The organism is Bradyrhizobium sp. RP6, from assembly GCF_003837805.1.
Lineage (GTDB): Bacteria > Pseudomonadota > Alphaproteobacteria > Rhizobiales > Xanthobacteraceae > Bradyrhizobium.
The window spans coordinates 181,654-207,722 of record NZ_RQIT01000010.1; the positions used below are offsets into that span (position 1 = coordinate 181,654).

The 26,069-nt window shown below is 62.5% G+C and carries 19 protein-coding genes; 8 read left to right on the plus strand and 11 right to left on the minus strand.

The features are described from left to right. The first annotated feature begins 7 nt into the window (after positions 1-7). Entirely contained in the window at positions 8-1,114 is a 1,107-nt protein-coding gene (locus tag EHH60_RS20160) for an acyltransferase family protein (protein WP_124161179.1), read from the plus strand. Further along, a complete protein-coding gene (locus tag EHH60_RS20165; RefSeq protein WP_124161180.1) occupies positions 1,111-2,199 on the plus strand; it encodes an acyltransferase family protein in 1,089 nt (362 codons plus the stop codon). Before EHH60_RS20160 ends, EHH60_RS20165 begins: the two co-directional genes overlap by 4 nt. Before the next feature lie 15 nt (positions 2,200-2,214). Here EHH60_RS20165 and EHH60_RS20170 read toward each other — a convergent pair whose 3' ends face one another. Together EHH60_RS20170 and EHH60_RS20175 are read right to left on the minus strand one after the other, a co-directional pair. Then, on the minus strand, positions 2,215-3,330 hold the full coding sequence (locus EHH60_RS20170) for a glycosyltransferase family 4 protein (RefSeq protein ID WP_124161181.1): 1,116 nt from the start codon (positions 3,328-3,330) through the stop codon (positions 2,215-2,217). Between the two features lies 1 nt (position 3,331). After that, a complete protein-coding gene (locus EHH60_RS20175; RefSeq protein WP_199751644.1) occupies positions 3,332-4,135 on the minus strand; it encodes a polysaccharide pyruvyl transferase family protein in 804 nt (267 codons plus the stop codon). A gap of 140 nt (positions 4,136-4,275) precedes the next feature. Between EHH60_RS20175 and EHH60_RS20180 the strand changes: the two genes are divergently transcribed. After that, positions 4,276-5,757 (plus strand): lipopolysaccharide biosynthesis protein, encoded by a 1,482-nt coding sequence (locus EHH60_RS20180; RefSeq protein ID WP_245454541.1) that lies wholly within the window; start codon positions 4,276-4,278, stop codon positions 5,755-5,757. Positions 5,758-5,880: 123 nt separating this feature from the next. Here EHH60_RS20180 and EHH60_RS20185 read toward each other — a convergent pair whose 3' ends face one another. The 7 genes from EHH60_RS20185 to EHH60_RS20215 form a co-directional block, all read right to left on the minus strand. After that, a complete protein-coding gene (locus EHH60_RS20185; RefSeq protein WP_124161184.1) occupies positions 5,881-7,005 on the minus strand; it encodes an acyltransferase family protein in 1,125 nt (374 codons plus the stop codon). A 232-nt stretch (positions 7,006-7,237) separates the two neighbouring features. Then, positions 7,238-11,146 (minus strand): RHS repeat protein, encoded by a 3,909-nt coding sequence (locus EHH60_RS20190; RefSeq protein WP_124161185.1) that lies wholly within the window; start codon positions 11,144-11,146, stop codon positions 7,238-7,240. 546 nt (positions 11,147-11,692) lie between these two features. Continuing rightward, on the minus strand, positions 11,693-13,084 hold the full coding sequence (locus EHH60_RS20195) for a hypothetical protein (RefSeq protein ID WP_124161186.1): 1,392 nt from the start codon (positions 13,082-13,084) through the stop codon (positions 11,693-11,695). After that, positions 13,081-14,355, minus strand: a complete 1,275-nt coding sequence (locus tag EHH60_RS20200) for a glycosyltransferase family 4 protein (RefSeq protein WP_124161187.1) — start codon at positions 14,353-14,355, stop codon at positions 13,081-13,083. Before EHH60_RS20200 ends, EHH60_RS20195 begins: the two co-directional genes overlap by 4 nt. Before the next feature lie 29 nt (positions 14,356-14,384). Then, positions 14,385-15,716: a cellulase family glycosylhydrolase gene (locus tag EHH60_RS20205; RefSeq protein WP_124161188.1), complete on the minus strand. Its 1,332-nt coding sequence runs from the start codon at positions 15,714-15,716 to the stop codon at positions 14,385-14,387. Positions 15,717-15,825: 109 nt separating this feature from the next. Continuing rightward, a complete protein-coding gene (locus EHH60_RS20210; RefSeq protein WP_245454542.1) occupies positions 15,826-16,998 on the minus strand; it encodes a glycosyltransferase in 1,173 nt (390 codons plus the stop codon). A gap of 198 nt (positions 16,999-17,196) precedes the next feature. After that, entirely contained in the window at positions 17,197-18,300 is a 1,104-nt protein-coding gene (locus EHH60_RS20215; RefSeq protein WP_124161211.1) for a glycosyltransferase family 4 protein, read from the minus strand. A 186-nt stretch (positions 18,301-18,486) separates the two neighbouring features. On the opposite strand from EHH60_RS20215, the gene EHH60_RS20220 reads away from it, so the two are divergent. Next, complete coding sequence (locus EHH60_RS20220; RefSeq protein WP_124161189.1) at positions 18,487-19,377, plus strand: aldose 1-epimerase family protein; 891 nt, start codon at positions 18,487-18,489, stop codon at positions 19,375-19,377. A gap of 28 nt (positions 19,378-19,405) precedes the next feature. Here the strand turns inward: EHH60_RS20220 and EHH60_RS20225 are convergent, their stop codons facing one another. After that, positions 19,406-20,254 carry an MBL fold metallo-hydrolase gene (locus EHH60_RS20225; protein ID WP_124161190.1) on the minus strand — a complete coding sequence of 283 codons (849 nt, stop codon included), beginning with the start codon at positions 20,252-20,254 and terminating at the stop codon, positions 19,406-19,408. Between the two features lie 76 nt (positions 20,255-20,330). Then, positions 20,331-21,077, minus strand: coding sequence for a transglycosylase SLT domain-containing protein (locus tag EHH60_RS20230; RefSeq protein ID WP_349629073.1), 747 nt, complete (start codon positions 21,075-21,077; stop codon positions 20,331-20,333). Between the two features lie 226 nt (positions 21,078-21,303). Here EHH60_RS20230 and pgm point away from each other — a divergent pair, with 226 nt between their 5' ends. The 4 genes from pgm (at position 21,304) to EHH60_RS20250 (ending at position 25,956) form a co-directional block, all read left to right on the plus strand. After that, positions 21,304-22,950: a phosphoglucomutase (alpha-D-glucose-1,6-bisphosphate-dependent) gene (gene pgm / locus EHH60_RS20235; protein ID WP_124161191.1), complete on the plus strand. Its 1,647-nt coding sequence runs from the start codon at positions 21,304-21,306 to the stop codon at positions 22,948-22,950. A 207-nt stretch (positions 22,951-23,157) separates the two neighbouring features. Continuing rightward, on the plus strand, positions 23,158-24,207 hold the full coding sequence (locus tag EHH60_RS20240) for an aromatic ring-hydroxylating dioxygenase subunit alpha (RefSeq protein ID WP_124161192.1): 1,050 nt from the start codon (positions 23,158-23,160) through the stop codon (positions 24,205-24,207). Positions 24,208-24,211: 4 nt separating this feature from the next. Beyond that, positions 24,212-24,964, plus strand: a complete 753-nt coding sequence (locus EHH60_RS20245; protein ID WP_124161193.1) for a GntR family transcriptional regulator — start codon at positions 24,212-24,214, stop codon at positions 24,962-24,964. An 11-nt stretch (positions 24,965-24,975) separates the two neighbouring features. Further along, on the plus strand, positions 24,976-25,956 hold the full coding sequence (locus EHH60_RS20250) for a PDR/VanB family oxidoreductase (RefSeq protein ID WP_124161194.1): 981 nt from the start codon (positions 24,976-24,978) through the stop codon (positions 25,954-25,956). The last annotated feature ends 113 nt before the right edge of the window (positions 25,957-26,069 follow it).

Below are 26,069 nucleotides of genomic sequence, written 5' to 3' on the forward strand. Positions count from 1 at the left end.
ACGAACAATGCATAAACGGCTCGCATTCATCGACACACTGCGCGGCATTGCCGTGCTGGCCGTCCTGATCCAGCACGTGTTCGAGGTTATCCTGGAAAAGCACCCGACGGGTGTCTATTACGGGCCCCTCCATGACATATTCGGCTACTACATGAACTTTGGCCGGTTCGGCGTCGTGTTGTTCTTCTTCGTCAGCGGCTTCGTCATCCCGTTCAGCTTCCCGGACAGCGCCACGCCTGTGCGCGACTTTACGATCAGCCGCTTTTTCCGGCTCTATCCGGCTTATTGGACTTCGATCGTTGTCGGGCTCGTGTCGGTGCAGCTGCTGGATTCGAAGAGTTTTCCGCTGGGGCAGATCGCCGCTAACGTGACGATGTTGCAGACTTTCGTGAACGTCCCGAATCTCTGGGTGTTCTATTGGACGCTGGCGATCGAGCTCTTGTTCTACGTCGGATGCACCATTCTCTTTGCGATGGGCCTACTCAACCGGCGCTTCACGGCGGTGACCATCGTCGTTGCCGCTGCGCTGGTGGGAACCACAGCTGCACTTTTCGTTGAGAGCAGGGCAGTCTCGTCGGTGATGGAGGTCGGCTTGAATCTCTCGGCGATGTTCCTGGGCAAGATCATCCGCGACACCGTCATTGGCGGCAAGCTGCGATGGACCCATGTGACCGTCTGCACGCTTCTGTATGCGGTCTTCGCCGCCACCCTGTCCGATCGGCGTTTCGGAGGCGTCTATCACGAGAACTTCTTCTACAGTTATTCGATCGGATCGGCGTATATCTGCGCGGCGCTTGTCTTCATCGGCTTTGCCCTGTTCGGCGAACGTATGGCCTGGCGCCCGATGGCATTCGTCGGCGTGATCAGCTATTCGGTCTACCTGATGTCGCCGTTCGCGATCGTCTACGTCCATCGCCTGGTATGGTTCGGCGACGGACCGCTCGGATGGTCGATCTTCCTGGTCGTCATCCTGGCATTGTCGATCCTCGTCAGTTGGATGACATACACGTTCATCGAGAAACCCAGCATTTCCTTCGGGCAAAGATTCCGCTCCGCGCGAAGAAAGCCCCTCGTCCTTGAGCCAGTGCTCAGCACCCAGGGTGCCGCAGAGTGATCAAGGCACCTCACCAGCCGGGCGCCGCCTATGATGGATCGTTCCTTCCTTCGGTCCAGGGCCTTCGCGCGATCGCTGCGCTGAGCGTGCTGATGGATCATTTCTACGACATGCCGAAGGGGGGCATGTACGACATCCCGGATCCAGGCTTCCTGCCGCCGCTCTGGCCGTGGCTGCAATCGATGATCAATGTCGGCGGGCACGGCGTCGAACTGTTCTTCATGATCAGCGGATTCCTGATCCCGGCGAGCCTGGTGCGGCATGGGTCGCTGTCACGGTTCTTCTTCGACCGCGTCCTGCGCATCATGCCGGTGTTCGTCGTGCTGCATCTTGCGCTGTTCGCGATCGGTCCGATCGTGGCCTACAAGTTCTTTCGCGGCATCGATCTGAGCAGCTACCTCGCGATTTTTGCGGCCAATCTGTTCTTCGTGCAGGACGCGCTCGGCCTGCCCATCGCCCAGCAGAACGCCTGGACATTGACATACGAGTGGGCGTTCTACATCTGGTTTGCGCTGACGTTCTCGATGTGGCGCACCGGTGGCAGATTGCTGGCGGCGCCCCTGATCCTGCTTGGCATCGCCTGCCTGATGCACTGGCCGATCACTGCCTTCTTCTGCATCGGCATGCTGTTCAGCGCCATGGGATTCCGCATCTCGATTCCGGGACGCATCGGCCTGCTCGCGGGCCTTGCTTGCGGAGTTGCGCTGTATGCGAGCCTGGTGCTGTTTCATCCCTTCGTCGGGCTCGTTCCCGGATTTCTGCTGTTCGGCATGGTGCTCGCTCCGGACTCGGGCCTCGGCAGGGCTCTGAGCCTACCGGCGCTGCAATATGTCGGCAAGATCAGCTACAGCCTCTATCTGGTGCACCCCTTCGTGCTGTTCCCCCTGCAGGTGATCGGCCTGAAGCTGGTCGCCGCCGGCGTCGACCGCTGGCTGCTGTGGACCGCCTTCATCGGGCTTGGGCTGGTGATGTCGCTGGTTGCCAGCGCGATCAGCTATGAGCTGATCGAGGTCAGGCTAAGGCGATTGCTGGACGGCGCGATCCGCAGCATGTTCTCCCGGCCGCAGATCGAGCAATCGGTTTGAGGGCGCCGGCCGCGCTCAGCTCACGGTGCGACCGGCGAGCTTGTGATAGGACCCCAGCAGACCTTCAGCGATGCGATCCCAGTTGAGGAGGCCGGCCGCGGTTTGCCGTGCGCCTTCGGTCAATGTCTCGGCCAGAGGCTTGGAGGTCAGCACCCGTTCGAGCGCGTCGGCCAGTGCCGTGGCATCGCCGGGCGGGACCAGCAGCCCGTTGACGCCATCAGTCACGACGTCGGGAATGCCGCCGGTCGCGCTGGCAACGACGGGCCGGGAGTTGCCATAGGCAGATGCAAGCACGCCGCTCTGCGTTGCATCCTTGTAGGGCAGGGCGACCACGGTCGCGGACTGAAACAGTCGCCCGGTATCGGCAGGCGAGATGTAGGCGTTGATGGTCTTGACCGTCGGCATTGCCTCCATCCGCGCGCCGAGCCGTGTCATCTCGGGGCCGCGGCCGGCGACGATCGCTTCATGGGCCACACCGCGCCTAGCCAACATGTCGAGCGCATCGATGAAAACGTCGAGACCTTTGTAAGCCCACATCCGCCCAAAAAACAGGATGCGAGCAGCTTCAGGCGCCGTGACTGCACTCCCGGCCGGCGGAACCATGAGCACGCCGTGCATGCTGGAGACCGTTTCGCCCTTGAAGTCGGGCGAGGCGCGGCGAAAATCGGCGATGCAGCTCTCACCATGCGTGGTGACGACGGATGCTGCCGCCCGCATGCGAGCCCGCCATGCATCTTCACGCGGCGACGTACCGGAGCCGCCTTCCGAATGCGGGATCGCATCGTGAACGGTCAACACCAGCGGAATGCCGAGCGGACGAAGAAGCTGGATCAGCCTGGACGTGTAGATCTCCGGAACTTCGTGACAATGAATCACGTCGGGACGAAAGGAAATTATGTCCAGGAAGGAGGCCGGGATGCCGATCGCGCCGCCGCGGCGCAGGCTCAGATCGCGAATTCTCGTCTCGAATGGAGCTGTCACGGCGATATCGGCCAGTTCCCATTGCTGGTTCGCGTCTTTGCGGTTGAGTGCCAGCCGGACGTCGCAGTGGCGAGCCAATCCCGACGCGAGCCGGTAGGAGTATTCCGCGAAATGCGGTGCGTAGATGGCAACGCGGAGGCGCTTGGCCATATCAGCTGTTTCCGCTCCAGAGGTCGATCGGGAATGCACTCATCAAGGCACGATGATCGAAGTTGAGGCGCGCAGCCCCACCCATCTCGCGACCTTCGTCAATGCTCGAGGCAAACTCGACGGCAAACCGGCCGGTGCCCTCGTAATAGTCACGATACTTGAACTCGGATTCTCCGCTGCTCAGACGCACATAGCGCGCCGGTATCCCGAATGCCTCGGCGACAATGATGCCGTGGAGCGAGCTTGCCAGAACCAGCTCCGCTTCGAGAATGGCATCAATTCGTCGGTTCCATGATCCCAGTGGTGAGACCACCGTATCGGCGCCACGGTCGATGAGACTCAAATCGTGCAAATTCGGAACGAACACCCACGGCTTCTTGGCAGTGGGGCGAAAGCGATTCGGAAACAGCTGAGGGAGCAGCAACGCAGGGTCCCCGAACACTTCGGGTACCGCGATGCCCCGGCGCCGCAAAACCTCCCGTGTACGCGGGCCGCGCACCGCTCGCACATCCAGGTTCTGCACGCGCCGATTGAGGTCGTCCTGGCCGGGGCGCCCGTTCACGCCGCTGCCCCAGATCACATCGTCATTTCGCGCGTAATGGAGCACGGAGCCGATCGCGAACAAGCGCGCTTGCCGCGGCACCTCGTCGACGAGCGTATAGCCGAAATGCCGCAAGAGATGATCAACGACGACGACCGAAAGATAGTCACCGAAATTTATCGTTCCGTCGTCGGGACGCCAGAAGAACAAGTCCACGTGCGGATACGGCAGCTGATGAATAAAGTCGCAACCGACCTCGTTCATCAACCGTCGTAGATTGGTCCGAAAATTCATGCTGCCTCGGATTGTAGCTGCTTTCTTGCCGTAGTGTCCTCGTAAACAAGGCGACTATTGGACCATTGCAGCCAATGGCTCAACGACGAAAGTCGGCCTAACCGGAAATTGTGACAGGCCTCCAATTGCGCCACGAGAATATCAAGCCTCGCTCGATCGTTTCGGGCGTCATTTGGTCCGCACTCGATTCCGCAGTCGGGCAGGCTCTCACGCTCGCGATCTACATGATCATGGCGCGGCTCCTGTCGCCGCAGATTCTCGGCATCGTGGCAACGGGGGCGCTGGCGCTCGAATTCTGCCGGGCAGTCCTGATCGAGAGCATCGCGATAGCGGTCCAAGCGCGTGCCGAGCCGAAGGACGAGGATTACACTGCCTCGTTCTGGCTCATTGCGGGCCTCTCCTTGTTTGCAGCGCTCGCACTGTTCGCCTCGAGCGGCGCGATCGAACGATTCTCGGGTCTTTCGGACATTGCCATCGTTCTCAAGGGGTTCTGCATCGTGGTGGCCGTACAGGGCCTGTCACGGACGCACGAAGCCTGGTTGATGCGCAATCAACTGTTTCGATCCCTCGCCATCCGCTCGCTTTCTTCAATCTCGGTTGGCGGGGCGGTTGGGATCGGGCTGGCGATCCAGGGGTACGGGGTCGTTGCGCTAGTCGGACAGCTCGTTTCGACGTCGTTGATCTCGCTGGTCAGCCTTTGGATCCTGACGCCCTGGCGCCCTCGGCTCCGGGTCAGCCGGCAGGCTGTTGTCGAACTCCTGAGCTATGCGCGCTACGTGGCGCTGACGGGAATCACGAACTTCGCCAATGCCAATTCCGATCTGATTTTCGTTACCTGGTATACCGGCGCCGCCGGCGCCGGCTTGTACAGCCTGGCCAAGCGCCTGGTCAATGCCGTGAGTACCGTGATTGGGAATGCGTTGAACCGCGTGTTCTTTGCGACCATCGCTGGCCTCCAGCATGACCGCGAAGCATCGCGTTCGACGCTGGTTGCCTTCGTCATGTACACGTCGCTGCTGACGGCCCCGATCTTCGCCGGCATAGCCGTTCTGGCGCCGGATCTGATCACTGCTTTCTTCGGGTCCAAGTGGAGCGAGGCCGCGCCTCTGCTCGCGATCATGTCGATCACCGGATTCCTGACCACGATTGGCCTCTACAATCACTCCGTTATCCTGGCGTTCGGCAAACCGCACTGGCAAACCTGGCTGACGCTGATCTACGCGGTTTCGAACATAGCAATCTTCATCCTCGCTGCGCCGTTTGGCCTTATCGCGATTGCTGTCGGCTACGTCGCTCGCGCCCTGTTGCTGTATCCGCTATCCGCCGGAGCCTCGATGCGGATCCTGTCGCTCGGTATCAGGCCTTATGCCGCGGCGCTGATGCCCGCACTTGCGGGCTCCGCGGTGATGGCATGCGCGGTGGCCGGTGCCTCCGTTGCGATGCCGGCCACGTCGCCATGGCTGCGTCTCGCCGCGCTCGTGCTGCTTGGTTCTTCGGTTTATCTCGTCGTTGTTGTCGCGATCGCCCGGCCGGCCGTGGTGCGGATATGCCAGGAAATCCTGAGCCGTGTGCGGCGATCGTCGAGAACCTAGCTGCAAGATCCGCCCTGCAGACACCTAAAGCGATGCGATCAGGATGAATCGTCATCGCGCTTTAGGTTGTTGTTTAAGCATGATCTTTTCGGAAAACCGCTGCGCACTTTTCCGGATCATGCTTTAGCTCGCATTGGCCGCTTGTCGGGTCTCCGAAAGATCGAGCGGCTCGGCCTTCGGGATGTGGACCGACCTCGCATCGCCCGGCGCAAGCCGGTTGATCAGTTTTCGAGCGGGATTCTCGACGTAGTGATACGTCACGTCGGCGACGACTGTCAGAATGATGCAGCAGACCAAAGCAAACACTGGAAACATGCTTGGTTGAAGTCCGAAATAGTGCCACGCCGGCTTGAAAAGCAGGATCAGCAGCACTTCGTGAACCATGTAGATCGCGTATGACGTGTTGCCGAGGCGGCCAAGCCAGTCAGAGCCGGGAAACCGGGCGAAGGCGCTCTCTCCGGTGGCTGTAACGAGGATCGCGAGAGAGAACAATATGATTGCAAGGTCGGGCTTGGCATAGAGGTTGAGGATCAGGACCGAGCCGGCGAACAGCGCTATTCCGGCGAATGCGACGGGCTTCCTGCGATAGTCGCTCGAGAGCCTGAACAGGACGGTCAGGAGAATCCCGTTCAGGAAGCTCGGAAGGGCCCGCAACATCCCGAAATCGAAGGTGGCCCCGTACATCTGCGAGCGTTCCTGCCAGATCGGCAGGTGAGCGTGAGCGAGGATTCCGTAACAGAGCGCGACGATGATCGCGAGCGTCAGCGGCGAGACCCTGCCGGCGAGCAGCATAAACAGTGGGAATAGAACGTAACAGAACAGCTCGGCGCTGATGGACCAGGCCGGCGAGTTGAAGCTGAGGTGATCTGTGACGCCCCACGCCTGCACGAGGAGAAGGTTGTGAAGGAAATCCAGCCAGCTCACGTGCGAGGTCGGACCGGATATGCCCACGAGAGCAAGGACCGCGAATATCAATAATGTGAGCAGATGCAAGGGATAAATTCGCGCGATCCGCCTGACGAGGAAGCGCACATAGGTGCGCGGGCCTGTCGAGGTCGCGGGATAGGAATAGGAGATCACGAAGCCGGACAGGATGAAGAACATGTCGACAAACAGGCCGTAAGAGCCGTTCCAGGCCGGCGAGATGCCTTTGTCGATATTCTTCAGATGAAAGATGAAGACGCCCAGCGCGGCGATGAACCGGTAGAAGTCGAGAAGAACGAATCGCTTTGGTCCGCGGACTTCCATGTCGGCGTCGATATCCCTGCAGCAACGAGAAGGTCTCTTTAGACAGTAATTGTGACGCAAGTTCGCAACCACCGCCGATCATGTGCAGTGCTGATGAGCCTTTGAACGAGCCGGGAGTCGGTGCGGTCGTGTCAGGTGAGTAGGCCGAAGGCGGTCCTTGCCTGCTTGCTGTGCGAGGGACGGGGGTTCCCCCATCCCTCGCTGCCTCGATGGATGCCCATCTGCCGCGACTTTAGACGAATACGAAGTCGTGGCTCGTCAGGCTGCTGACATAGACGTTCTTAAGAAGGATCGAGTCGTTGGCCGAGAACGTGATAAGCGCATTCGTCCCGGACTGCGTCATCTGCAGGTGACTGTAGTCTGCCGCCAGCAGCTTCGAGATCTGGATCACGTCGTGAGTCGTGGCGTCGCCGGCCTGGAAGTTGAGGATCTGGTCCTGGCCGTGATCGTAGGTGATGGTGGTCGAATTCGGCGCGGCCGAGAACACGTCGTTGCCGGCTCCGCCTTGGATCGTCACGCCGCTCCCAACGGCCGTGACGTTATGGGTACCGTCGGTCTTGGTCTGATCGATGAACTGCAGTGCGTTGGCGGTGTTGTAGTTCTCGTGCTGCGTCGTGCCGGCCTGTCCGTTGAAGTTGAACAGGAAGACGTCCCTCGAGCCGTCGGCGTGGCTGGCGATCTCCTGGGTCTTGATGCCGGCGCTGTTATAGATGTCGGTCAGCTTGCTGCCGTCATTGTTGATGACCTGGGTATAGTCCAGAGTGCCGTCCGCGTGGGTCCTTGTGATCTCGACGATATTGCCCGAGGCATCGAGGTGCTGGTGCTGCGTCGTGTAGGACTGGCCCGTGATGTTGTAGTTCCAGTTGTCCGACGTGCCGTCGGCGTTCTTGATATAGGCAGCGGTCTCGATACCGCCGGTGTAGACCGTGGTGGAACTGTAGCCGTCGCTCTTGGTCGTCACCTCGCTGGTGATAATTCCTTTGGCATCATACCAGCCCGAGGTCTTGGTGCCGTCGGCGCTCTGCACAAGGGTGAATGCCAGGCTGTCGTCGGCGTGGGTCCGCACGATGTGCGTGAGGAAACCGGTGGTATCGTAGGTATCGTGCTCTTTCGTGTAGTTCTGACCGATGACGTTGAAGAGATAGACATCCCTCGAGCCGTCGGAGTGATAGTCGGTTTGTGTCTTCTTGAGGCCTGAAGCGTCGTAATTGGTCACGACGCTGCCACCGTCGCTGCCGACGACCTGGGTATAGTCGAGCGTGCCGTCGGCGTGCCAGCGGGTCACCTCCGTCGTCTTGCCCGTCGGATCGAGATGCTGGTGCTGCGTGGCATAGCTCTGGCCGGTGATGTTGTAGGTGTAATTGTCTTGGCTCAGGTCGGCATTGGTGATGTAGGCCGCAGCTTTCAGGCCGTTGGTATAGACCGTTGTCGAGCTGTAACCGTCGGCCTTCGTGATCACCTCGCTGGTGAGGACCCCCTTGGCATCGTACCAGTCCGTTGTCTTGGTTCCATCCTTGCTCTGCACCAGCTTGAACGCCATGCTGCCGTCCGCGTGCTTCCGGATCAGCGTCGTAAGGAAGCCGGTTGCATCGTAGACGTCGTGTTCGGTCGTGTAGTTCTGGCCGGTGATGTTGAAGAGGAAGACGTCCTTGCTGCCATCAGCGTGGTACTCGGATTGTTTCGTCCGTACTCCCGTCGAGTCATAGATGGTGACGACGCTGCTCCCGTCGTTATTGACGACCTGGGTATAGTCGAGCGTGCCATCCGCGTGCTTGCGGGTGACGGACGTGACCTTGCCGGCCGGATCGATGTGCTGGATCAGCGTGGTGTAGCTCTGGCCGGTGATGCCATAGGCATAATTGTCCAGACTACCGTCGGCGTTCTTGATGTAAACTTTCGTCTTGACGCCGTTGCTGTAGAGGGTTGTCGAGGCGAAGCCGTCGGCCTTTTGGACCACCTCGCTGGTGAGGCTGCCGGCAGCATTGTACCAGTTGGTCGTCTTGGTGCCGTCGGCGGTCTGCATCAGCTCGAAGGCCAGGCTGCCATCGGCATGCAGGCGCGTCAGGGTCGTGAGGAATCCGGTCGAATCGTAGACGTCGTGCTGGGTCGTATAGTTCTGGTCCTTGATGTTGTAGGTCCAGACATCCTTGCTTTTGTCGGCATGATAGCTGGTCTCGACCAGCTTGACGCCAGTGGCGCTGTACAACGTGATCACGCTGCTGCCGTCGCTGTTGTAGACCTGCGTCGAATCCAGCGAGCCGTCGGCATGGCTACGTGTGACCGAGACGACCTTCCCCGAGGCGTCGAGATGCTGCACCTGCGTGGTGAAGCTCTTCCCAGTGATATTGTAGGTGTAATTGTCCTGCGAGCGGTCGGCATTCTTGACGTAGGCGGCGGTCTTCACGCCGTTCGTGTAGAGCGTGGTGGAGTAATAGCCGTCGGACTTCTGCACGACTTCGCTCACAAGGGTTCCGGCCGTGTTGTAGCTGTCGGTTGTCCGGGTTGCGTCGGTTCCGACATGAACGAACTTCGTCTTCACGCCATTGGTGTAGCTGATCAGGTCCTGGGAACCATCGCTGTAGGCGACGGTGGTCGAGGTCGGCTGCCCGCTCGAATTGAGGCCGGTGTCGGAATTCGACAGTAGCTTGCCGCTGGCGTCGTAGGTCTTCGTGTTGGTCCAGGTCGCGGCCGTGTTCGTCACGGAGAACGAGTATCCGCCCTGGATCTTGGACAGCGCGCTGCCGTAATGGGCAATGATGTAGTCCATCGTCGCTTTCGAGGCGACCGGCAGGACATGCGAATCCGTCAACGTGATGCTCTGCAGCGCCGTCGACTCGCTCAGGTCGGACAGTTGCGGCACGATCCCGGCGGCCGTACCGCTGACGCTGATCCGGGTGTCCACGGGAGGCGGCGTTGTCGGGGGCGCGTCGATCTCGATGATCAGCGGGTGATCGCTGACCGGAATCGTGATCGTGCTGACGTCGGTATAGCTGGCGATCGCCGTGGTTCCCGTCAGCGTATCGTACACCTTCACCGTATGATGCACGCCGCCGAGATCCACCGTGACCGTCCGGGCGCTGTTGGTGACCTCGGTATCGGTGGCATCGTTCCAGAGCTTCGGCTCGGCCCACACGACCAGTTCGTAAGCCCCATTGCTCTTGCCGAGCACCATGCTGTTGCCCGAGGCCGGCATGTTGCTCAGGGTGTAGTTCAACGGATCGGTCGGCTGCAGGCCGCCCTTGCCGTCGTCGGCCAGAATGGTCGTCAGGTTATGAATAGCGGTCGCGGCGAGCTTGGGCGTCCCGTCGGAGTTGAACAATCCGAAGTTGGCCTCGGGATTCGTGTTGCCCGCGGAGGAGTCGCGGTCGAACAGCTCGTAGAGATAGGTCGCGCTGACACCGGCCTTGTAGGCATCGACCAGCGTGTTTAGGATCGATTTGGCCTGCACCGTCTCGTTGACGCCGAGATACTGGGTGTTGGCCTGCGTGGTATAGCCGGTCTCGGTGATGACGACGGGCTTTCCCGGTGCCGCGGACATGACGGCGCTGAGCGTTGCCGCGATGGAGCTGCCGGGCGTCAGGCCGGTGCTGACATAGGCGTGGGCATTGGCGTAGTCGACCGAGCCCGACATGTTGCCGAGCTGGCTGTAGCCCTGGGGATCGTTGTAGGCCAGTGACAGATTGTAGACGGGGATGCTGCCGAGCGCGGCGTTGGCATTGACGGCCTGATAGAGCGCGCTCTGGAATTGGGCCGCGGCGGTGAGGCTCGAGCTGCCATTGTAGCTGAAGGGCTGGTGATTGGCCTCGTTGAGACCCTCGATGGCGCTGATGCTGCCCGGGTGGCTCGCCGCGAACTTCTCGAGCGACGCGATATACTTCTGAAGTCCGGCCGCCCCCGACTGCGGCAGCGCGGACGATACGAGGAAGTCGAACTTGTAACCGGCAGCGGCGAGCCCCTCGACCACCGGCTGCGCGGCCGGGCTGGTTCCCATTGCGTCGCGGAGATTGGTGACGCCGAGATATTCCAGGTCGTCGATCATCATCGCGAGATTGTTGTAGCCGGTCCATCCGAAGCCGGCATGCGCGTTGACGCCGATGGAGTTGATGAAGCCGCTGGCGGACAGGATTGCTTGATCAGACATTGCACACTCGATTTCAGCGCGAACCAAATTGCTCGCAGGGATTTGCGTTCAAGCTTCTCTGGCGAGTGTGAATTTCAGATAAAAACAAAGCTACAAATAGCGAGCGAAACGGGTTCCTTGTGCAGGAACAGGCTTGCTCTGTTGCAGCAGAATGTTGATTGCGATGCCGGAGCAGGATGGCGTGAGAAAGGCGCTTTCAAGAATTTTGTCAATCTCACTGCTGAATGTATGCGCAGGCCGTGCCGATTGGATCCACGCGACAGGTTCGGAAAGGAACGATGCGGCGCTTGCAGCGCGTAATGTAGGCAAACGGATTCGGCGCGCGTCCGCAATCCTACGGACTTTCCTCCGCGCGTTCGTGCGATCGATATGACTGCACAGGACGTTTGCAGATGCCGTTTCTGTGAGCGGCTAAACTGTAGGATACACCCGGTAGGGTTGTGTTGATTGCGTGATGGCACACCCACCCGCTGCGGGAGCTGACACGGCAGGCCGGTTCCCGCTCGGAAAATTGGATCTGACTGGCAGACATACGGGTGCGGCAGATCAGCCGCGGCGGGCCAGCATGAGAAAGTCCCCGCGCCATGCGATAATCGCCGTTGCAAGCGCGGCGATCATGATCTTGCCGGCAAGCCATGCCGCGGGCTCCGTCGGCATCGAACCGAGTGATCCGATCAGGATTGCGGCCACCAGCGCCTGCACGACCAAAGACCAGCGCGGGAATGCCTCAAACCGCAGCGTAGGACCGAGTGCGACCAGAATCGTTGCGAGGGTGGCCAGCGAAGCACAGCCCACCGCCCCTCGTGGCGACAGGCCGGCCGACACTGCGACCAGGGAGAGGACGACAACGAGGGCGAGCTGGCCGGCGGCGACCAGGACCAGCCTGGTCGCCAGCTTCTCGAGGTGGGGGACAACAGCTATCGTCGCCTGCAAATGGGTATGCAGGAAATAGAAGGCGGCGATCGCCGGCGCCGTCTGCAGGAATCCATCCAGGCTCTCCCGGGGCACCAGGATACGCGCGGCATCTGGAATGAAGCCAACCAATCCGCCGAGCAGGACGAGGGTCGTGCAGATCATGAACTCGAACATGCGGCGCGCAGATTGCACTGATTTTGCGTCGGTCCCGTGCTCGAAATCCTTGACCACTTCGGGATAGCTCACGGTATGGATCGCCGCATTGAGGACCCAGAAGGGACGTTGCAGCAGGTCGAGCGCGATCGAAAATCCGGCGCCGGCCCCCGTCGCGCCCAGCCGGCCGATGACGATGAAGCGGAGCAGCACCGGCACCGACAGATGGATGACGGACGCAGCCGCCGCGAGCATGCCATAGCGGGAGAACTCCTTCCAGTCGGCCAGCATCGTCGGCAGCGAAGCGCGCTCCAGGGGTGTGCGATAGGCCGCCAGCCCGGCGAGGAGGCCCAGCGTGTGGCCGGCGGCAACGCCGAGCAGCGCCGCTTCGGCCGTTCCTGAGCTCGCTGCGCCGGCGGCGGCCCCGGTCAGAAGGCCGGTGGCACGAAGCGCAAGAAGAGAGGACGCGATGCCCAACCGATCGGACAGACGGACCGACAGGAAATAGAGATCCGTCAAGCCCTGAAGCACGGATATGCCGAGGCCCAGTGCGACGATCCCTGTCGGGAGCACGCTGGCCAAGGATGCGCAGCTCCCGACCAAGATAAGCGCGCCCGCACTCGACAGGCCTGCCGCAAAGAGCGACCACCTCAATCGAGCCGCTTCGTTCTCCCTTGCTGCCGCCAGAAAGCGCAGTCCGGCGAGCTGCAGCCACTCGAACATCAGGACGCAGAGCAATTGGCTCGAGGCCAGTGCCAGGGAAAAATTGGTGTAGTCGGCGGCGGGCAGCAGATGACTGACCGCGAAGATCAGGATGATCGCCGCGGCGCTTTGATAGAAGTAGCCCGCCATCGCCAGGAGGCGTGTCATCTCGGAATGAGGCGCCCCTTGCCGACGGTCCGTCCCAGCGGCGCGTCGGCCGTTGCTGCGTGCAGGCGCGACATCCGTTGCTGGCGCAATTGCTCATACAGGTTCTTGTATGAAGACAGCACGTCGGCAAATACCCATTTGTTGGTATCCGCGATGAGGCGCCGGCTGATCTCGTCGATCTTGTGCGGATCCGCCGCGATTGCGAGCATGCTGCCGGCCAGGGATTGCGGATCGGCTTCGGTCAGCCAGCCCGTCACGCCGTGCTCGATGACCTCGGGCATGCCGCCAAAGGGCGTTCCGAGCAGCGGCCTGCCAGCTGCCTTGGCGTCTGCGACGACGAGTGGACCGGGATCGTGCCAGATGGATGGCGCGACCACCACGTCGACTTGCCTGTAGAAATCGTCCGGCGACACGAAGCCCATGAACTCGATGCGCGCGTCTGGAGCGAGCGCCCTGAGGCGTCGTTGCTCCTCGTCGCTGACGCGACCGGCGATCAGCATCCGGATGCGATCATGGGGCAGCATGGCAAGTGCTCGCATCAGGTTGTCGATGCCCTTTTCCTCCGTGAGGCGACCGATGAACCCGAACGTCACTTCCGTGGTGCAGATTGGACGAGGATAGGGCTCACGCGGCGGCTCGGTCGAGGCGTTGCGGATCACGGTACGGATCGGCGTCTCGGTGAACATGCCCATGTCGGTATGAATGGACAGGACGCGCTCACTCACGCCGACCACGGCACTGAGCCAATGCGTGGCGCGCTTGCGATGATAGCTCAGAATTCCGCAGCTCGTGCAGGTGTGCTCGCAGGCGCGTCCCTTGTCGAAGCGCGAGCAGCGCGGACAGGTCAGATAATAGTCGTGAAGCGTATGGAGCACCGGGACGCCGAGGTGGGCGGCAACGCGCCAGATCGCGGTGGTGAGACCCGACAAATTGTTCGAGTGCATTACGTCCGGCTTGAAGGCCCGGACTCGCTCCGCGATCAGGGGCGCCTGCATCTGCCAGTCATCGACCGCGTGCCAGATGCTGCGCAGCGCGACGTTCTTCTGCTCGGTGAAAGGCAGATAGATGTTCTGTACCGGCGCGGAATAGATGTCGATGCCGTTGCAGGATTCGCGAGCCTGTTGGGGGGCAGACGCGGCCCGTATCACCTCGACCTCGTCTCCGCGTTGCACCAGGCCTTCGGCGAAACGTCGCGCGAAGATCTCTGCACCGCCAACGATCTTTGGTGCCTGAGGTGTCGGATAAAGCGTGGACGTCAAAAGAACTTTCATCGCGTAACCTCATGTTTGCAAAATCGCGCCTATCGCGCCGGCCGTATCTCCAGGCCGGGTATGGAACCGTTGTTGACTGCAATGAGAACCGGTGTGCTCGAAACCGGAATCCAGGCCCCGGATGCCGGTCTTGCGGTGGAATCGCACGGCATCGCAAAAGTCGCTCCTTCCTGTTCTCCCTTAAGCCGGATTTCGTAACGTCGGTCCGGGGCCTCGGACCAGACTGCAACTCTGCCGCCGGACGCCGTGGATGCATTGATCGACACGACGCCGCTGGCGAGCTCTCGTCGCTCGGCACTCAGGCTGGAGCGAATGAAAGCCCAGGCGCCCTGGGCCGCGCAGGCGACGGGTTTTGGCGAGTTGTCGAAACGGTAGAGGCCGAAATTGTGCTCCAGATCCGATGGATTCTTTCCGCTGTCCTTGAGCTCATAGAGCCAGACGCCCTTGAGCCAGCGTGCCGCGGTCGACGCCCACAGGATGAGCTGTGCCGTATTGTCGGCCTGGGCCTGCTCGCTGACGTCGCATTTGTTGGTGGCCGTGGTCCAGCCGGTCTCGGTGACATAGATCGGAAAGTCGGGGTTTCCGCTCGCCTGACCCACGAGCCGGTGGAACGCGGTGAGCCGATCGATGATCTCGGCGGAGGTGCGTTTGCTTGGGCCCATGCAGAAATTGTAGAGATGGACCGAAGCGCCGTCCGCGTACTGGAGAATGCCGGTTCGCAACATCTTCTCGGTCCACGTCCAGCCCGGATCGTCGCCGAGCGCCCCGACCAGGAAAGGCGCGTTCGGCGCAACCCGCTTGACCGCCGGGCGTGTGGCCTCCGCGAGTGCCAGATAGTTTTCCGGTGAGAATGCGGCATCTTTCTTTGCCGCCAGGTTCCATTCGTTCCAGAGCTCGAACAGCGGGTGTTGCGCCACGACCGATTGCGCCGCGGCCGCAGCATAGTCGGCAAACCGCTGCCGGGCTTCATCGGTCGTCGGTGGTGAGGAATTCGGAACGAGATGATGGCCGAACGCAAGGATCAGGAGCGGCCGCGCGACGCCGGACCTGACTTGCGCCTCCAGCCTGCCGAGTTTGGGCGTGAAACCCATCCGGCGTCCTGGCGTCTCGAAATCGGACCAGGGGAAATCGTCGCGGAAGGAGTTGAAGCCGAGTTGCTTGATCTGGGCGATGTTCTCTGCCGGCACGTACCCGCGCGCGCTCACCGGCCCGCCCAGCCCCTGATGCGTGCCGACACCCAGCAGGAATCGAGCATCGAGCGGTTGAGCATGCTGAGCGCAGGCAGGGACCGACAGAAGAATGGACGAGATGAAGGCCGCGAGGCGGACACTGTCGCGAACCAAGGTGCGTGGGCGTGTCATGGTCTAGTTCATGCTCACGCGCGATACACTGGCGGTGACACCAAACCGGGCTTGGTGGATCGCCATCGCGATCTCCGGCATCTGCGAGGGCAAGCGTGCATGCTGATCGTCACTTTGAGAGATCCGATTGCAGCCCCGCCTTCGTTGCAATCGGCGTCCGGTCGTCCTGAAGGAGCTCGACATAGACCTGCTGCAATTGTCCATGCGTCTTCTGAACGTCATACAGCTGCTTGAACCGGTCGTAGCCGCGCTGTCCCAGCACCTTGAGATCGAGATCCAATGCTCGCCGGAAGCCGTCGACGAGCGGCTGAACGGCGACGGGCTCGCACAGCACGCCGGTGACGCCATCGACGACGATCTCGGGCAATGCGCCGCTGCGGAACGCCAGAATGGGCTTGGCGGCGCGCATCGCCTCTAGGGCAACGAGGCCAAAGGCTTCCCATCGTGACGGGATCACGACGAGGTCGGCGGCCTCAAGCTGGGTCTCGATGGTTGGCCTGTCCAGCCAGCCCAGCAGGGACACGTTGGAGGGGACCGTCGGGCCTTCGTATTTGTTGACGACGGAGGCGCCGACGATGCGGACGTCGAGGACGTCCTCGAGCGAGCGTGCCGCTTCGATCAGGAGATCAAAGCCCTTCTGCCGGTCCAGACGACCGATGAACAGGACCTTGACCTTCTTGGAAGTCCATTCCGCCGCAACGGGCTGCAGCGTGCGGCTCTTCGAGATGCCATTGTGGACGAGGGTGAGGCGGTCGGCGGGAATTCCCGCGCGGACCGCCTCGTTGAATTCGTCGCCGGAGATGCAGATGATCCGGTCCGACGTGCGCGCGAGAAGGTTCTCCGCCGCCTTTGTCACCACGTGACTGAGGCGGCCGGTCTCGCGCGAAAACGCCCAGCCGTGCGGACAATAGACGACGCGCGGTCCGCCCGAGCGGGCCGCCAGCGCAGGCCGGAGCACGAGGCCTGCAAACGAGGAATGCAGGTGCACCACGTCCGGTCTGAAGGCATCCAGCGCTTGCATGCTTGCGCGCAACATCTGGAATAGCCCGGCGATGCTGCGTCCGGATCGCTCGAACGTCGTAATCTGATTGTCATCGACCGCGGCGAGATCGCGTCGATGATCCGAGGGCACGACATAATGTATGTTCTCGGCGCCGAAACTCGTCTGTTGCTGAGGATGTAACTCATTCAGGTAGCTCGCAATCCCGCCACGAATCGTCTCGGCGACGTGCAGCACTTTCATCGTCTGTCTTGGATAGGGCTGCGTCGGAGAGCCGGACATCGTGTATCCCTGTTCTGAGCTTCACTGATGACGGCACAGTTCCTCGAATACGTAGCGATATTGGGGCAGCGATGTGGTGTTGTTGCGCCGCGATCGGTGCACGAACGAAAAAGTTCTCGTGGAACAATGCTAGGAGCCGCGACTTGCAAAACGTTTGTGCAAGAACCATTGCGCGCAATAGGCGAACTGCGTCGAGCTTCAAGCGGCGCTGGCGATTCGTGCTGGTCGTTCGAGATGATCGAGCAGAGCCTTCGCCGACTTCTTCCAGGAATAGAAGGCAAGGCGATTCTGCTGCCGCATGCGTTCCTGGTCAGAGATCGCACCGATTGCCAGTCTTTCGAGCATAAGCTGCTTCAGCGCTTCGGCATCGGTGGCGCGAAAATACGCAGCCGCGTCACCGCACGTCTCGACGACGGCATCAGCCATCGAGGCGATGACCGGACAGCCGAAGATCATGGCTTCGAGCGGCGGCACGCCGAATCCCTCGTAGAGCGAGGGAAACACGAATGCCGATGCATGCGCATAGAGAGCTGCGATCTCGCTGTCCGTCAGACGTCCGGCAAGCAGCAGGCCGGAAACCCCTTCGCCCGAATTGTCCTGAAAGACCTTGCTGTTATCGCCTCCGACGATGACCAGTGGAACGTCGGCCCGCTCGAGCAACTGGACGGCGCGGATCGCGACCGAGAGATTCTTGTTCTTGGTCTTCGAGCCCACGAAGAGGAAGAATTGTTGCGGCTGAATGCCCAGTCGCGCAAGGATGCCGGGGTCAGGCTTCGTGGCGGCGAAATGTTCGGCGCTGTTGGGAAAGACCGGAATGCTCGATGCTGATAGATTCAGCACGTCAGCAAGTTCTCCGCGGGAAAATGCCGACACCGTTGCGATGGTTGCGTGGCGGGCGAGCAGCCGCCCCATCGTGCGATGAACGGTCAAGTAGCGCCAGTTGAAGAAGTCCGGTCTGCGAAAGACCTGGGCGTCGTGGAGCACGACAATGTGGTCGCCATGGAAGACGGGACCGGAATTGGCCAGACTGATCAAGCGGCCTCCGGCAGCGGCGCGTGCGAGATCGATCTGATCCCAAGCGTGCCCATGCAACCGGCCGACCGCGCGGATCTTGATCCGATCGAGATGAAGGGTCTCGCTTGCATCCGCTGGCGTCAGCAATTGCCATTCGGCGTTGCGCAGCGGGGCAGGCGTCTGCTCCGACGCCAGGAGTACGTCGATCGCCTTGACCATTTCAGCGGCATAACGCTGAACGCCGGTGAGCTTTTGCGACAGAAAGCGGCCGTTGATGAAGAACTTCAATTGGCTACCATGGGAGTTCATCGGCTTTCAGGTCGGGTCGGCCTCGGGGAGGCAGACGGTGATCAAGCCAACAGAGCAATCGTTGGGTACGGAAATATGACGTAGCGCTCGATCGGCGCCAAAACGTTCGAAACGCATGATCGGCGCTGCCTTGCTGCGGGTGGGTTGGGGGTGTAGACGTCGGGCATGACCGACGACACCTACTCTCTCCGCAGCGGCTCCCTCAAGGCAACCATCAAGGCGCACGGTGCCGAGCTGTGCTCGCTGAAGGACGACAGCGGCATCGAATTCGTTTGGCAGGCAGGACCGGAATGGCCGCGCCACGCGCCGCTGCTGTTTCCGATCGTCGGGCGCCTTGCCAAGGACGAATTGCGGCACCGGGGCAAGGCATATCGGATGACCCAGCACGGCTTTGCCCGCGACAGCCGCTTTGCGTGGGCGGAACGCGGCGAGAGCCGCTGCACCCTGGTGCTCGATGACAATGAGGCGACGCGCGCGCTCTATCCGTTCGCGTTCCGGCTCGCCGTCGCCTACGCCATCGATGACACCGGTCTCGACCTGACGCTCACGATCGCCAACACCGGCAAGGAGACGCTGCCGGCCTCGATCGGGGGCCATCCCGCCTTCAACTGGCCGCTGCAGCCCGGCGTGGCAAAGGAGAGTTATGCGCTTACCTTCGCGCGCGCGGAGTCGTCTCCCGTCCGCCGTCTCGATGGTGGACTGCTGCGGCCGGCGGCGGAGCCGAGCCCGGTCAAGGGCAACTCGCTTCCTCTGTCCGAGTCCCTGTTCACCGACGACGCCATCATCTTCGACCGGATCGAGAGCACTTGGGTCCGCTATGCCGCGGGGCAGGGTCCTTCGACCGGGCCGTGGCTGAAAATGTCCTGGCGCGGCTTCCGCGAGCTCGGCATCTGGTCGAAACCGTCAGGTGCGCCGTTCCTCTGCATCGAGCCCTGGCGCGGCCATGCCAGTCCCGCCGGCTTCGAGGGCGAGTTCACCGACAAGCCGGGCCTGATGCATATCGCGCCGGGTGGGGAAGAGCGCTTGTCGTTCCGGATCGAGGTCGGATCGTCCTGAGGCCGAGGGGCGCGCTGATCGATGGTCCTCAGACCTCGATGCGCGTGAGATCCTCGCCGAGCACGACCGGACCTGAATAGTCGCGTCGGACATCCTCAAGCAGGGCGGCCAACATGGCATCATCGTTGCGCGGCCGGTGGTGGGTCAGCGCGAGCTTCCTGACGCCGGCCTTGGCCGCGACCTTGCCGACCGTGTCACCGCAGGCGATCGTGTATTTCGCAAGGCGGCGGAGGTGCTCGTTGTTGATCTCGGGCGTTGCGAGAAAGCAGCACTGCACCAGCAGGTCGGCGCCCTCGGCCAGCCGCTGGAGCCCGGGGCAAGGGACGGTGTCGCCGGAAATCGCAATAATCTTGCCCTCTGCCTCGAAGCGGTAGCCGAGACACATCCATCGCGCGAGGAAGGCCGGCGGCATGTCGAGGCCGTCGCCATGCGAGACCAGCTCGGTGCTGATCTTCCAGCGGCCGGTGTCGAGAACTGGACCCGGTGCGATGTCCCTTCCGACGACAGGCTTCCAGCCGCCGAAGCTGGGCTCGCCCTTGTCCCGCCAAATGATGTCCTTGTCGTAGACCTGCGTGATCAGCGTGCTGACGAGCCGCTCGGTATCCGGCGGTCCATAGATACGCAGCTCGTCCTTGCGCCCCTGCATCCATGAATTCAGCATCACATCGTAGAGGTCGCCGATGTGGTCGAAATGATGGTGCGTGAGAAAGACCGCGTTGATGGTGCCGAGCGGCACGCCGGCCTTGCTGAGCTGCACCACGACGCCGCGACCCGCGTCGAACAGGATGTTCTCGTCGCCGAGCCTGATCAGCGTGGTCGTCGCCATCCGGCGCGGGTCCGGGCGCGGGCCACCGGTGCCGAGTAGTATGACCTCCATGGCGCCACCTCCCGGATGCGGACTCTTGCGACACACAGTAGATGCGGAGCTCGCGGCGGGGCAAGCCGGCTCGCCCTCAACGCGATGCGACGCGCTTCCATCTGGCTCCAATGCGTGCCTTGATTTGGCTGATCCGGGCCTCGTGCGCGGCCCAATAGGCGCGGCTGGCGGCCGCGGTGCCCTGACGATAGCGGGCATAGACCGTTTTGGGCTGCACCGGCATCTTCGGGCGGCTCGCCGGTTTTGCCGGGGCCGCAGCAGCGACGGGGGGCGCAGGATCCGGAGCAGCCGCAGCTGCGGTCCCTGCCGGCATCGCGTTCATGGCGAGGAGACGGTTACGGGCTCGGTTGCAATAGACCTGCGACCGCGCGGTCATCTCTTCTTCGCCGTGACCTGCCCGGTACTTCATCAGGGCGCGGCAGAGGTCCCCGCCCGCCAGACGCCAGGCCCGGCTGAGATAGAGCACCCCGTAATGGATATTGACGTCCAATTCTGCGAGTTCCGCATTGCTTCCGCGGAAGCCCAGCATCGCCGCCGTCTCGGGCCGCACCTGCATCAGGCCGATTTCGCCGGCGCTGCCGATGACCGCCGGGTTGTAGCCGCTTTCGATGAAGACGAGGGCTTCGGCGACGTCGGCCGATAGATTGGTGTTTGCGGTTTCTCTCTCGATGATCTTCCGGATCGTGGCCCGGGATGACGCCGTTTCGCCGGCGCCGAGCTCGGTCCCGGTGTTGGCGATCGTCGAAATCGTGTGCGGGCCGTCGATATCGCCGTCGCTCGCATGTGCGCCGATCGGGGCCGACAAAAGCAGGGCGACCGCCACGTGTCTCCACGTCGCGCCGAGATTGAAGCGTGCCCGATCCCGCAGCATAAGCTCGTCATAGAGCTCCGGAGTTAACAAACCGGCCATTGGCGCGCGGTCACTGTCGCGCGCGGGCGCTCACCCCCAAGGAACGCCTTCCCGGTCGCGCGTGTTGTGGCCTTGGCGGGGGCGCGGCCAATGCTATGCTGTCCCGCTATTTCCGTGACGATAGGACGAGGATATTTCAGTGGCTGATGTTCATCCCGCGGCGGGCAAGCAGGCCTCGCCGGACGCGCTCACCAACATTCCGCGGCTGGTCACGGCCTACTTCGCCGGCAAGCCGGATGCATCGGATCCGGCGCAGCGCGTGGCGTTCGGCACGTCGGGCCATCGCGGCACCTCGTTCAAGAACACCTTCAATGAAGGCCACATCCTCGCGACCACGCAAGCGATTTGTGACTACAGAGCAGAAAAGGGGCTGACGGGGCCGCTCTTCATCGGCATCGACACCCATGCGCTGGCCGAGCCGGCGCTGGTCAGCGCCGTCGAGGTGTTCGCCGCCAACGGCGTCGATGTCATGATCGACAAGGACGGCGGCTACACGCCGACGCCCGTCATCTCGCACGCCATCCTCACCTACAACAAGGGCCGCGCCAGCGGCCTCGCCGACGGCGTCGTCATCACGCCGTCGCACAATCCGCCGGAGGACGGCGGCTACAAATACAATCCGCCACATGGCGGCCCCGCCGATACCGACGTCACGGGCGTGGTCGAGAAGCGCGCCAATGCCTATCTCGCCGACGGCCTCAAGGGCGTGAAACGAATCGACTACGCCAAGGCGCGCAAGGCCGCGAACGTCCATGCCTGCGACTTCATCACGCCCTACGTCGCCGATCTCGGCAATGTCGTCGATCTCGACCTCGTCAAGTCCGCCGGCGTCAGCATCGGCATCGATCCGCTCGGCGGTGCCGCCGTGCATTACTGGCATCCGATCATCGAGCGCTACGGCCTGAAGGCCACGGTGGTGAACGAGGCGATCGACCCGACCTTCCGCTTCATGACAGTGGACTGGGACGGCAAGATCCGCATGGATTGCTCCTCGCCTTACGCCATGGCGAGCCTGATCGCGATGCGCGACCGCTTCGACGTCGCCTTTGCCAACGACACCGATGCCGATCGTCACGGCATCGTGACGCGCACCGGCGGCCTGATGAATCCGAACCATTACCTGGCGACCGCGATCTCCTATTTGTTCGCGCACCGCCCGCACTGGGGCAAGGACGCCGCGATCGGCAAGACCGTGGTGTCGAGCTCGATCATCGACCGCGTCGCCAAAAAGCTCGGCCGCAGGCTGGTCGAGACGCCGGTCGGCTTCAAATGGTTCGTCGACGGCCTCCTCACCGGCGGCTTCGGCTTCGGCGGCGAGGAGAGCGCAGGGGCCTCGTTCCTGCGCCGCGACGGCGGGGTGTGGACCACCGATAAGGACGGCATCATCCTCGGCCTGCTCGCTGCCGAGATCATGGCCAAGACCGGCCGCGACCCCAGCCAGCTCTTTGGCGAGCTCACCGCCGAGTTCGGCATGCCCCATTACGCGCGCATCGACGTTGCCGCCACCGGGCCGCAGAAGGCGATCCTGAAATCGGTCACGCCCGAGCAGCTCGGTCTGAAGGATCTCGCCGGCGATCCGGTGCGTGCGACGCTGAGCAAGGCGCCCGGCAACGGCCAGCCGTTCGGCGGCATCAAGGTCGAAACCGATTTCGGCTGGTTCGCCGCAAGGCCGTCCGGCACCGAGGACGTCTACAAGATCTACGCCGAGAGCTTCCGTAGCACCGAGCACCTGAAGCGGATTCAGGAAGAGGCCCAGGCCGGGCTGGCCAAGGTGTTCGGCGGGTAAAGCGCAAAGCAACTGAACAATTGCATATGAGCCCGGCCATGACGCCGCGGAGGCGCAGAACCTCAATCTCAAAAATGCCGTTCTGAGAGGTGCTGTATACACTGCAATAAGGAAAGGTAATATGATAAGGGGAATTTGGGACTTGAACGATTCATTCTCTCAGCTATTGTATACATAACGCATACATAAGCCGTGGGAGTGAGACCAATGCCAAAACCCTTCCCGATGAATGCCTGGTACGCCGCGGCCTGGGACGCCGAGGTGAAGGCGGCGCTGCTGCCGCGGACGATCTGCGGCAAGCATGTCGTGATGTATCGAAAGGCAGACGGTGCGGTGGCCGCGCTGGAGGATGCCTGCTGGCACCGCCTGGTGCCTTTGTCCAAGGGTCGGCTCGAAGGCGACACCGTCGTCTGCGGCTATCACGGCCTCAAGTTCAACGCGCAGGGCCGCTGCACCTTCATGCCCTCGCAGGAGACTATCAATCCGTCGGCCTGCGTCCGCGCCTATCCCGTGGTCGAGCGTCACCGCTACGTCTGGCTTTGGATGGGCGATCCTGCGCTGGCCGATCCCGCGCTGGTGCCGGACATGCACTGGAATCACGATCCGGCCTGGGCCGGGGACGGCAAGACCATTCACGTCAAATGCGACTACCGCCTCGTGCTCGATAATCTCATGGACCTAACCCACGAGACTTTCGTTCACGGCTCATCGATCGGCAACGAGGCGGTCGCCGAAGCTCCGTTCGACGTCACCCATGGCGAGAAGACGGTGACGGTGACGCGCTGGATGCGGAACATCGAGCCGCCGCCGTTCTGGGCCAGGCAGCTCGGCAAGCCCGGCCTCGTCGATCGCTGGCAGATCATCCGTTTCGAGGCCCCATGCACGATCGCGATCGACGTCGGCGTGGCACCTAGTGGCAGCGGCGCGCCGGAAGGCGACCGCTCGCAAGGCGTCAACGGTTTCGTGCTCAACACCATCACGCCGGAGACCGAGAAGACCTGCCACTATTTCTGGGCCTTCGTCCGCAACTACCGTATCGGCGAGCAGCGCATCACCACCGAGATCCGCGAGGGTGTCTCCGGCATCTTCCGCGAGGACGAGCTGATTCTGGAAGCACAGCAGCGCGCCATGGACGAGAACCCCGATCGCATCTTCTACAATCTCAACATCGACGCCGGCGCGATGTGGTCGCGCAAGCTGATCGACAAGATGATTGCCAGGGAGAATGCGCCGCAACACCTCCAGGCCGCGGAGTAGGAACATGGCGGAGCGCGAGGTCGACCGCTCTGTCTCGCAGACCGTGAAGGCGCAGCTCGCGCTGCGCGACCAGATCCTGTCGGGGGCGTTGCGCCCGGGCGAGCGCATCTCCGAGCTTCAGGCGGTGGAGACAACAGGCGCCTCGCGCACGCCGGTGCGCATGGCGCTGGTGCGGCTGGAGGAGGAGGGCCTCCTGGAGGCGATCCCCTCCGGCGGCTTCATGGTGAAGGCGTTTTCGGAACGCGACATTTCCGACTCCATCGAGCTGCGCGGCACGCTAGAAGGCCTGGCTGCGCGATTCGCCGCCGAACGCGGCGTCTCCGCGCGCGAACTGGAGCCGCTGAAGGAATGCCTTGCGGCGATCGACGAATTGCTCCGCCAGGTGCCGATATCGGTCGATGCCTTCTCGTCCTATGTCACGTTGAACGCGCGCTTCCACGCGGTGCTCACGGAGCTGTCGCGCAGCCCACCCCTGATCCGCCAGATCGACCGCGCTTCGGCGCTGCCGTTTGCCTCGCCCAGCGGCTTCGTGATGGCGCAATCGGCATTGCCCGAGGCGCAGCAGATCCTGATCATCGCCCAGGAGCATCATCGCGTCGTGATCGACGCCATCGAGAATCGCGAAGGCGCACGGGCCGAGGCCATCATGCGTGAGCATGCCCGGCTCGCGGTGCGAAACCTGCGGCTCGCGCTGCGCAACCGGACCCATCTCGACCTGTTGCCGGCGCTCGCGCTGATCAAGACCGCAACCGATTGAGGGCCGTCACCATGCGCTTCATCGAAACCTGGATTCCTGCAACGCTCGTCTCCACCCGCGACCTTGCGCCCGGAATCCGCGAGTTCCTGATCAGGCCGGATCAGCTCGACGTCACGGCCTATCCGGTCGGCAGCCACATCAATGTCAGCGTGACCATCGACGGCCTGCCCGAGACACGGTCCTATTCGCTGGTCGGCGAGGGCGCTTCGCACGGCTTCAGGATCGCGGTGCGCCGCGCCGAGGATTCCCGTGGCGGCTCGCGCTACATGTGGTCCTTGCAGCCGGGCGCGCGGCTCGACATCACCCAGCCCGCCTCGCTGCTCGCGGTCGACTGGACCCGCGCCAATTATTGCCTGATTGCCGGCGGCATCGGCATCACCCCGATCCTCGGCGCCGCGCAGGCGCTGGCGAGGCGCGGGGCAAACGTCATGCTGCACTATGCGGTGCGCTCGCGCCACGAAGCCGCCTATCTCGACGACCTCGCCGCGATGCTCGGCGACCGCCTCGTCGTTCATGTCAGCGACGAAGGCAGCCGGCTCGATCTCGACGCCCTGTTCGCCTCATTGCCGCAAGGAACGCTGGGCCTGTTTTGCGGCCCGATGCGGATGCTCGACGCCGCGCGTCATGCCTGGATCGGCGCCGGCCATCCGCTCCCCGATCTCCGCTACGAGACCTTCGGCTCCAGCGGCACGCTGCCGACCGAAACGTTTCGCGTGCGATTGAAGGACTCGAATATCGAGATCGAGATCCCGCGCGAGCGCTCGATGCTGGACGTGCTCAACGCCAGCGGCTTTGAGGTGATATCCGATTGCAAGCGCGGCGAATGCGGCCTCTGCGCCATCGACGTGGTCGACGTCGACGGCGAGATCGACCATCGCGACGTCTTCTTCAGCGACCACCAGAAGCAAGCCAACCAGAAGATCTGCGCCTGCGTCTCCCGCGCACGGGGTACGATCACCGTGGATACGTTGCTGCGCGCGGATGCGGTCTGAGGTGACTGCAGCGAGATCTATCTGACGGCATGGGCGGTGCCGCCGGCTCCACCTCTCCCGCTTGCGGGAGAGGTCGGCGCGAAGCGCCGGGTGAGGGTTCTCTCCTCTGGGGG

Bases quoted from the DNA above. Each gene is read 5' to 3' on its own strand.
- EHH60_RS20160 (WP_124161179.1), top strand. From the start codon at position 8: ATGCATAAACGGCTCGCATTCATCGACACACTGCGCGGCATTGCCGTG.
- EHH60_RS20170 (WP_124161181.1), bottom strand. From the start codon at position 3,330: ATGGCCAAGCGCCTCCGCGTTGCCATCTACGCACCGCATTTCGCGGAA.
- EHH60_RS20175 (WP_199751644.1), bottom strand. From the start codon at position 4,135: ATGAACGAGGTCGGTTGCGACTTTATTCATCAGCTGCCGTATCCGCAC.
- EHH60_RS20185 (WP_124161184.1), bottom strand. From the start codon at position 7,005: ATGGAAGTCCGCGGACCAAAGCGATTCGTTCTTCTCGACTTCTACCGG.
- EHH60_RS20190 (WP_124161185.1), bottom strand. From the start codon at position 11,146: ATGTCTGATCAAGCAATCCTGTCCGCCAGCGGCTTCATCAACTCCATC.
- EHH60_RS20195 (WP_124161186.1), bottom strand. From the start codon at position 13,084: ATGACACGCCTCCTGGCGATGGCGGGCTACTTCTATCAAAGCGCCGCG.
- EHH60_RS20200 (WP_124161187.1), bottom strand. From the start codon at position 14,355: ATGAAAGTTCTTTTGACGTCCACGCTTTATCCGACACCTCAGGCACCA.
- EHH60_RS20205 (WP_124161188.1), bottom strand. From the start codon at position 15,716: ATGACACGCCCACGCACCTTGGTTCGCGACAGTGTCCGCCTCGCGGCC.
- EHH60_RS20210 (WP_245454542.1), bottom strand. From the start codon at position 16,998: ATGTCCGGCTCTCCGACGCAGCCCTATCCAAGACAGACGATGAAAGTG.
- EHH60_RS20220 (WP_124161189.1), top strand. From the start codon at position 18,487: ATGACCGACGACACCTACTCTCTCCGCAGCGGCTCCCTCAAGGCAACC.
- EHH60_RS20225 (WP_124161190.1), bottom strand. From the start codon at position 20,254: ATGGAGGTCATACTACTCGGCACCGGTGGCCCGCGCCCGGACCCGCGC.
- EHH60_RS20240 (WP_124161192.1), top strand. From the start codon at position 23,158: ATGCCAAAACCCTTCCCGATGAATGCCTGGTACGCCGCGGCCTGGGAC.
- EHH60_RS20245 (WP_124161193.1), top strand. From the start codon at position 24,212: ATGGCGGAGCGCGAGGTCGACCGCTCTGTCTCGCAGACCGTGAAGGCG.
- EHH60_RS20250 (WP_124161194.1), top strand. From the start codon at position 24,976: ATGCGCTTCATCGAAACCTGGATTCCTGCAACGCTCGTCTCCACCCGC.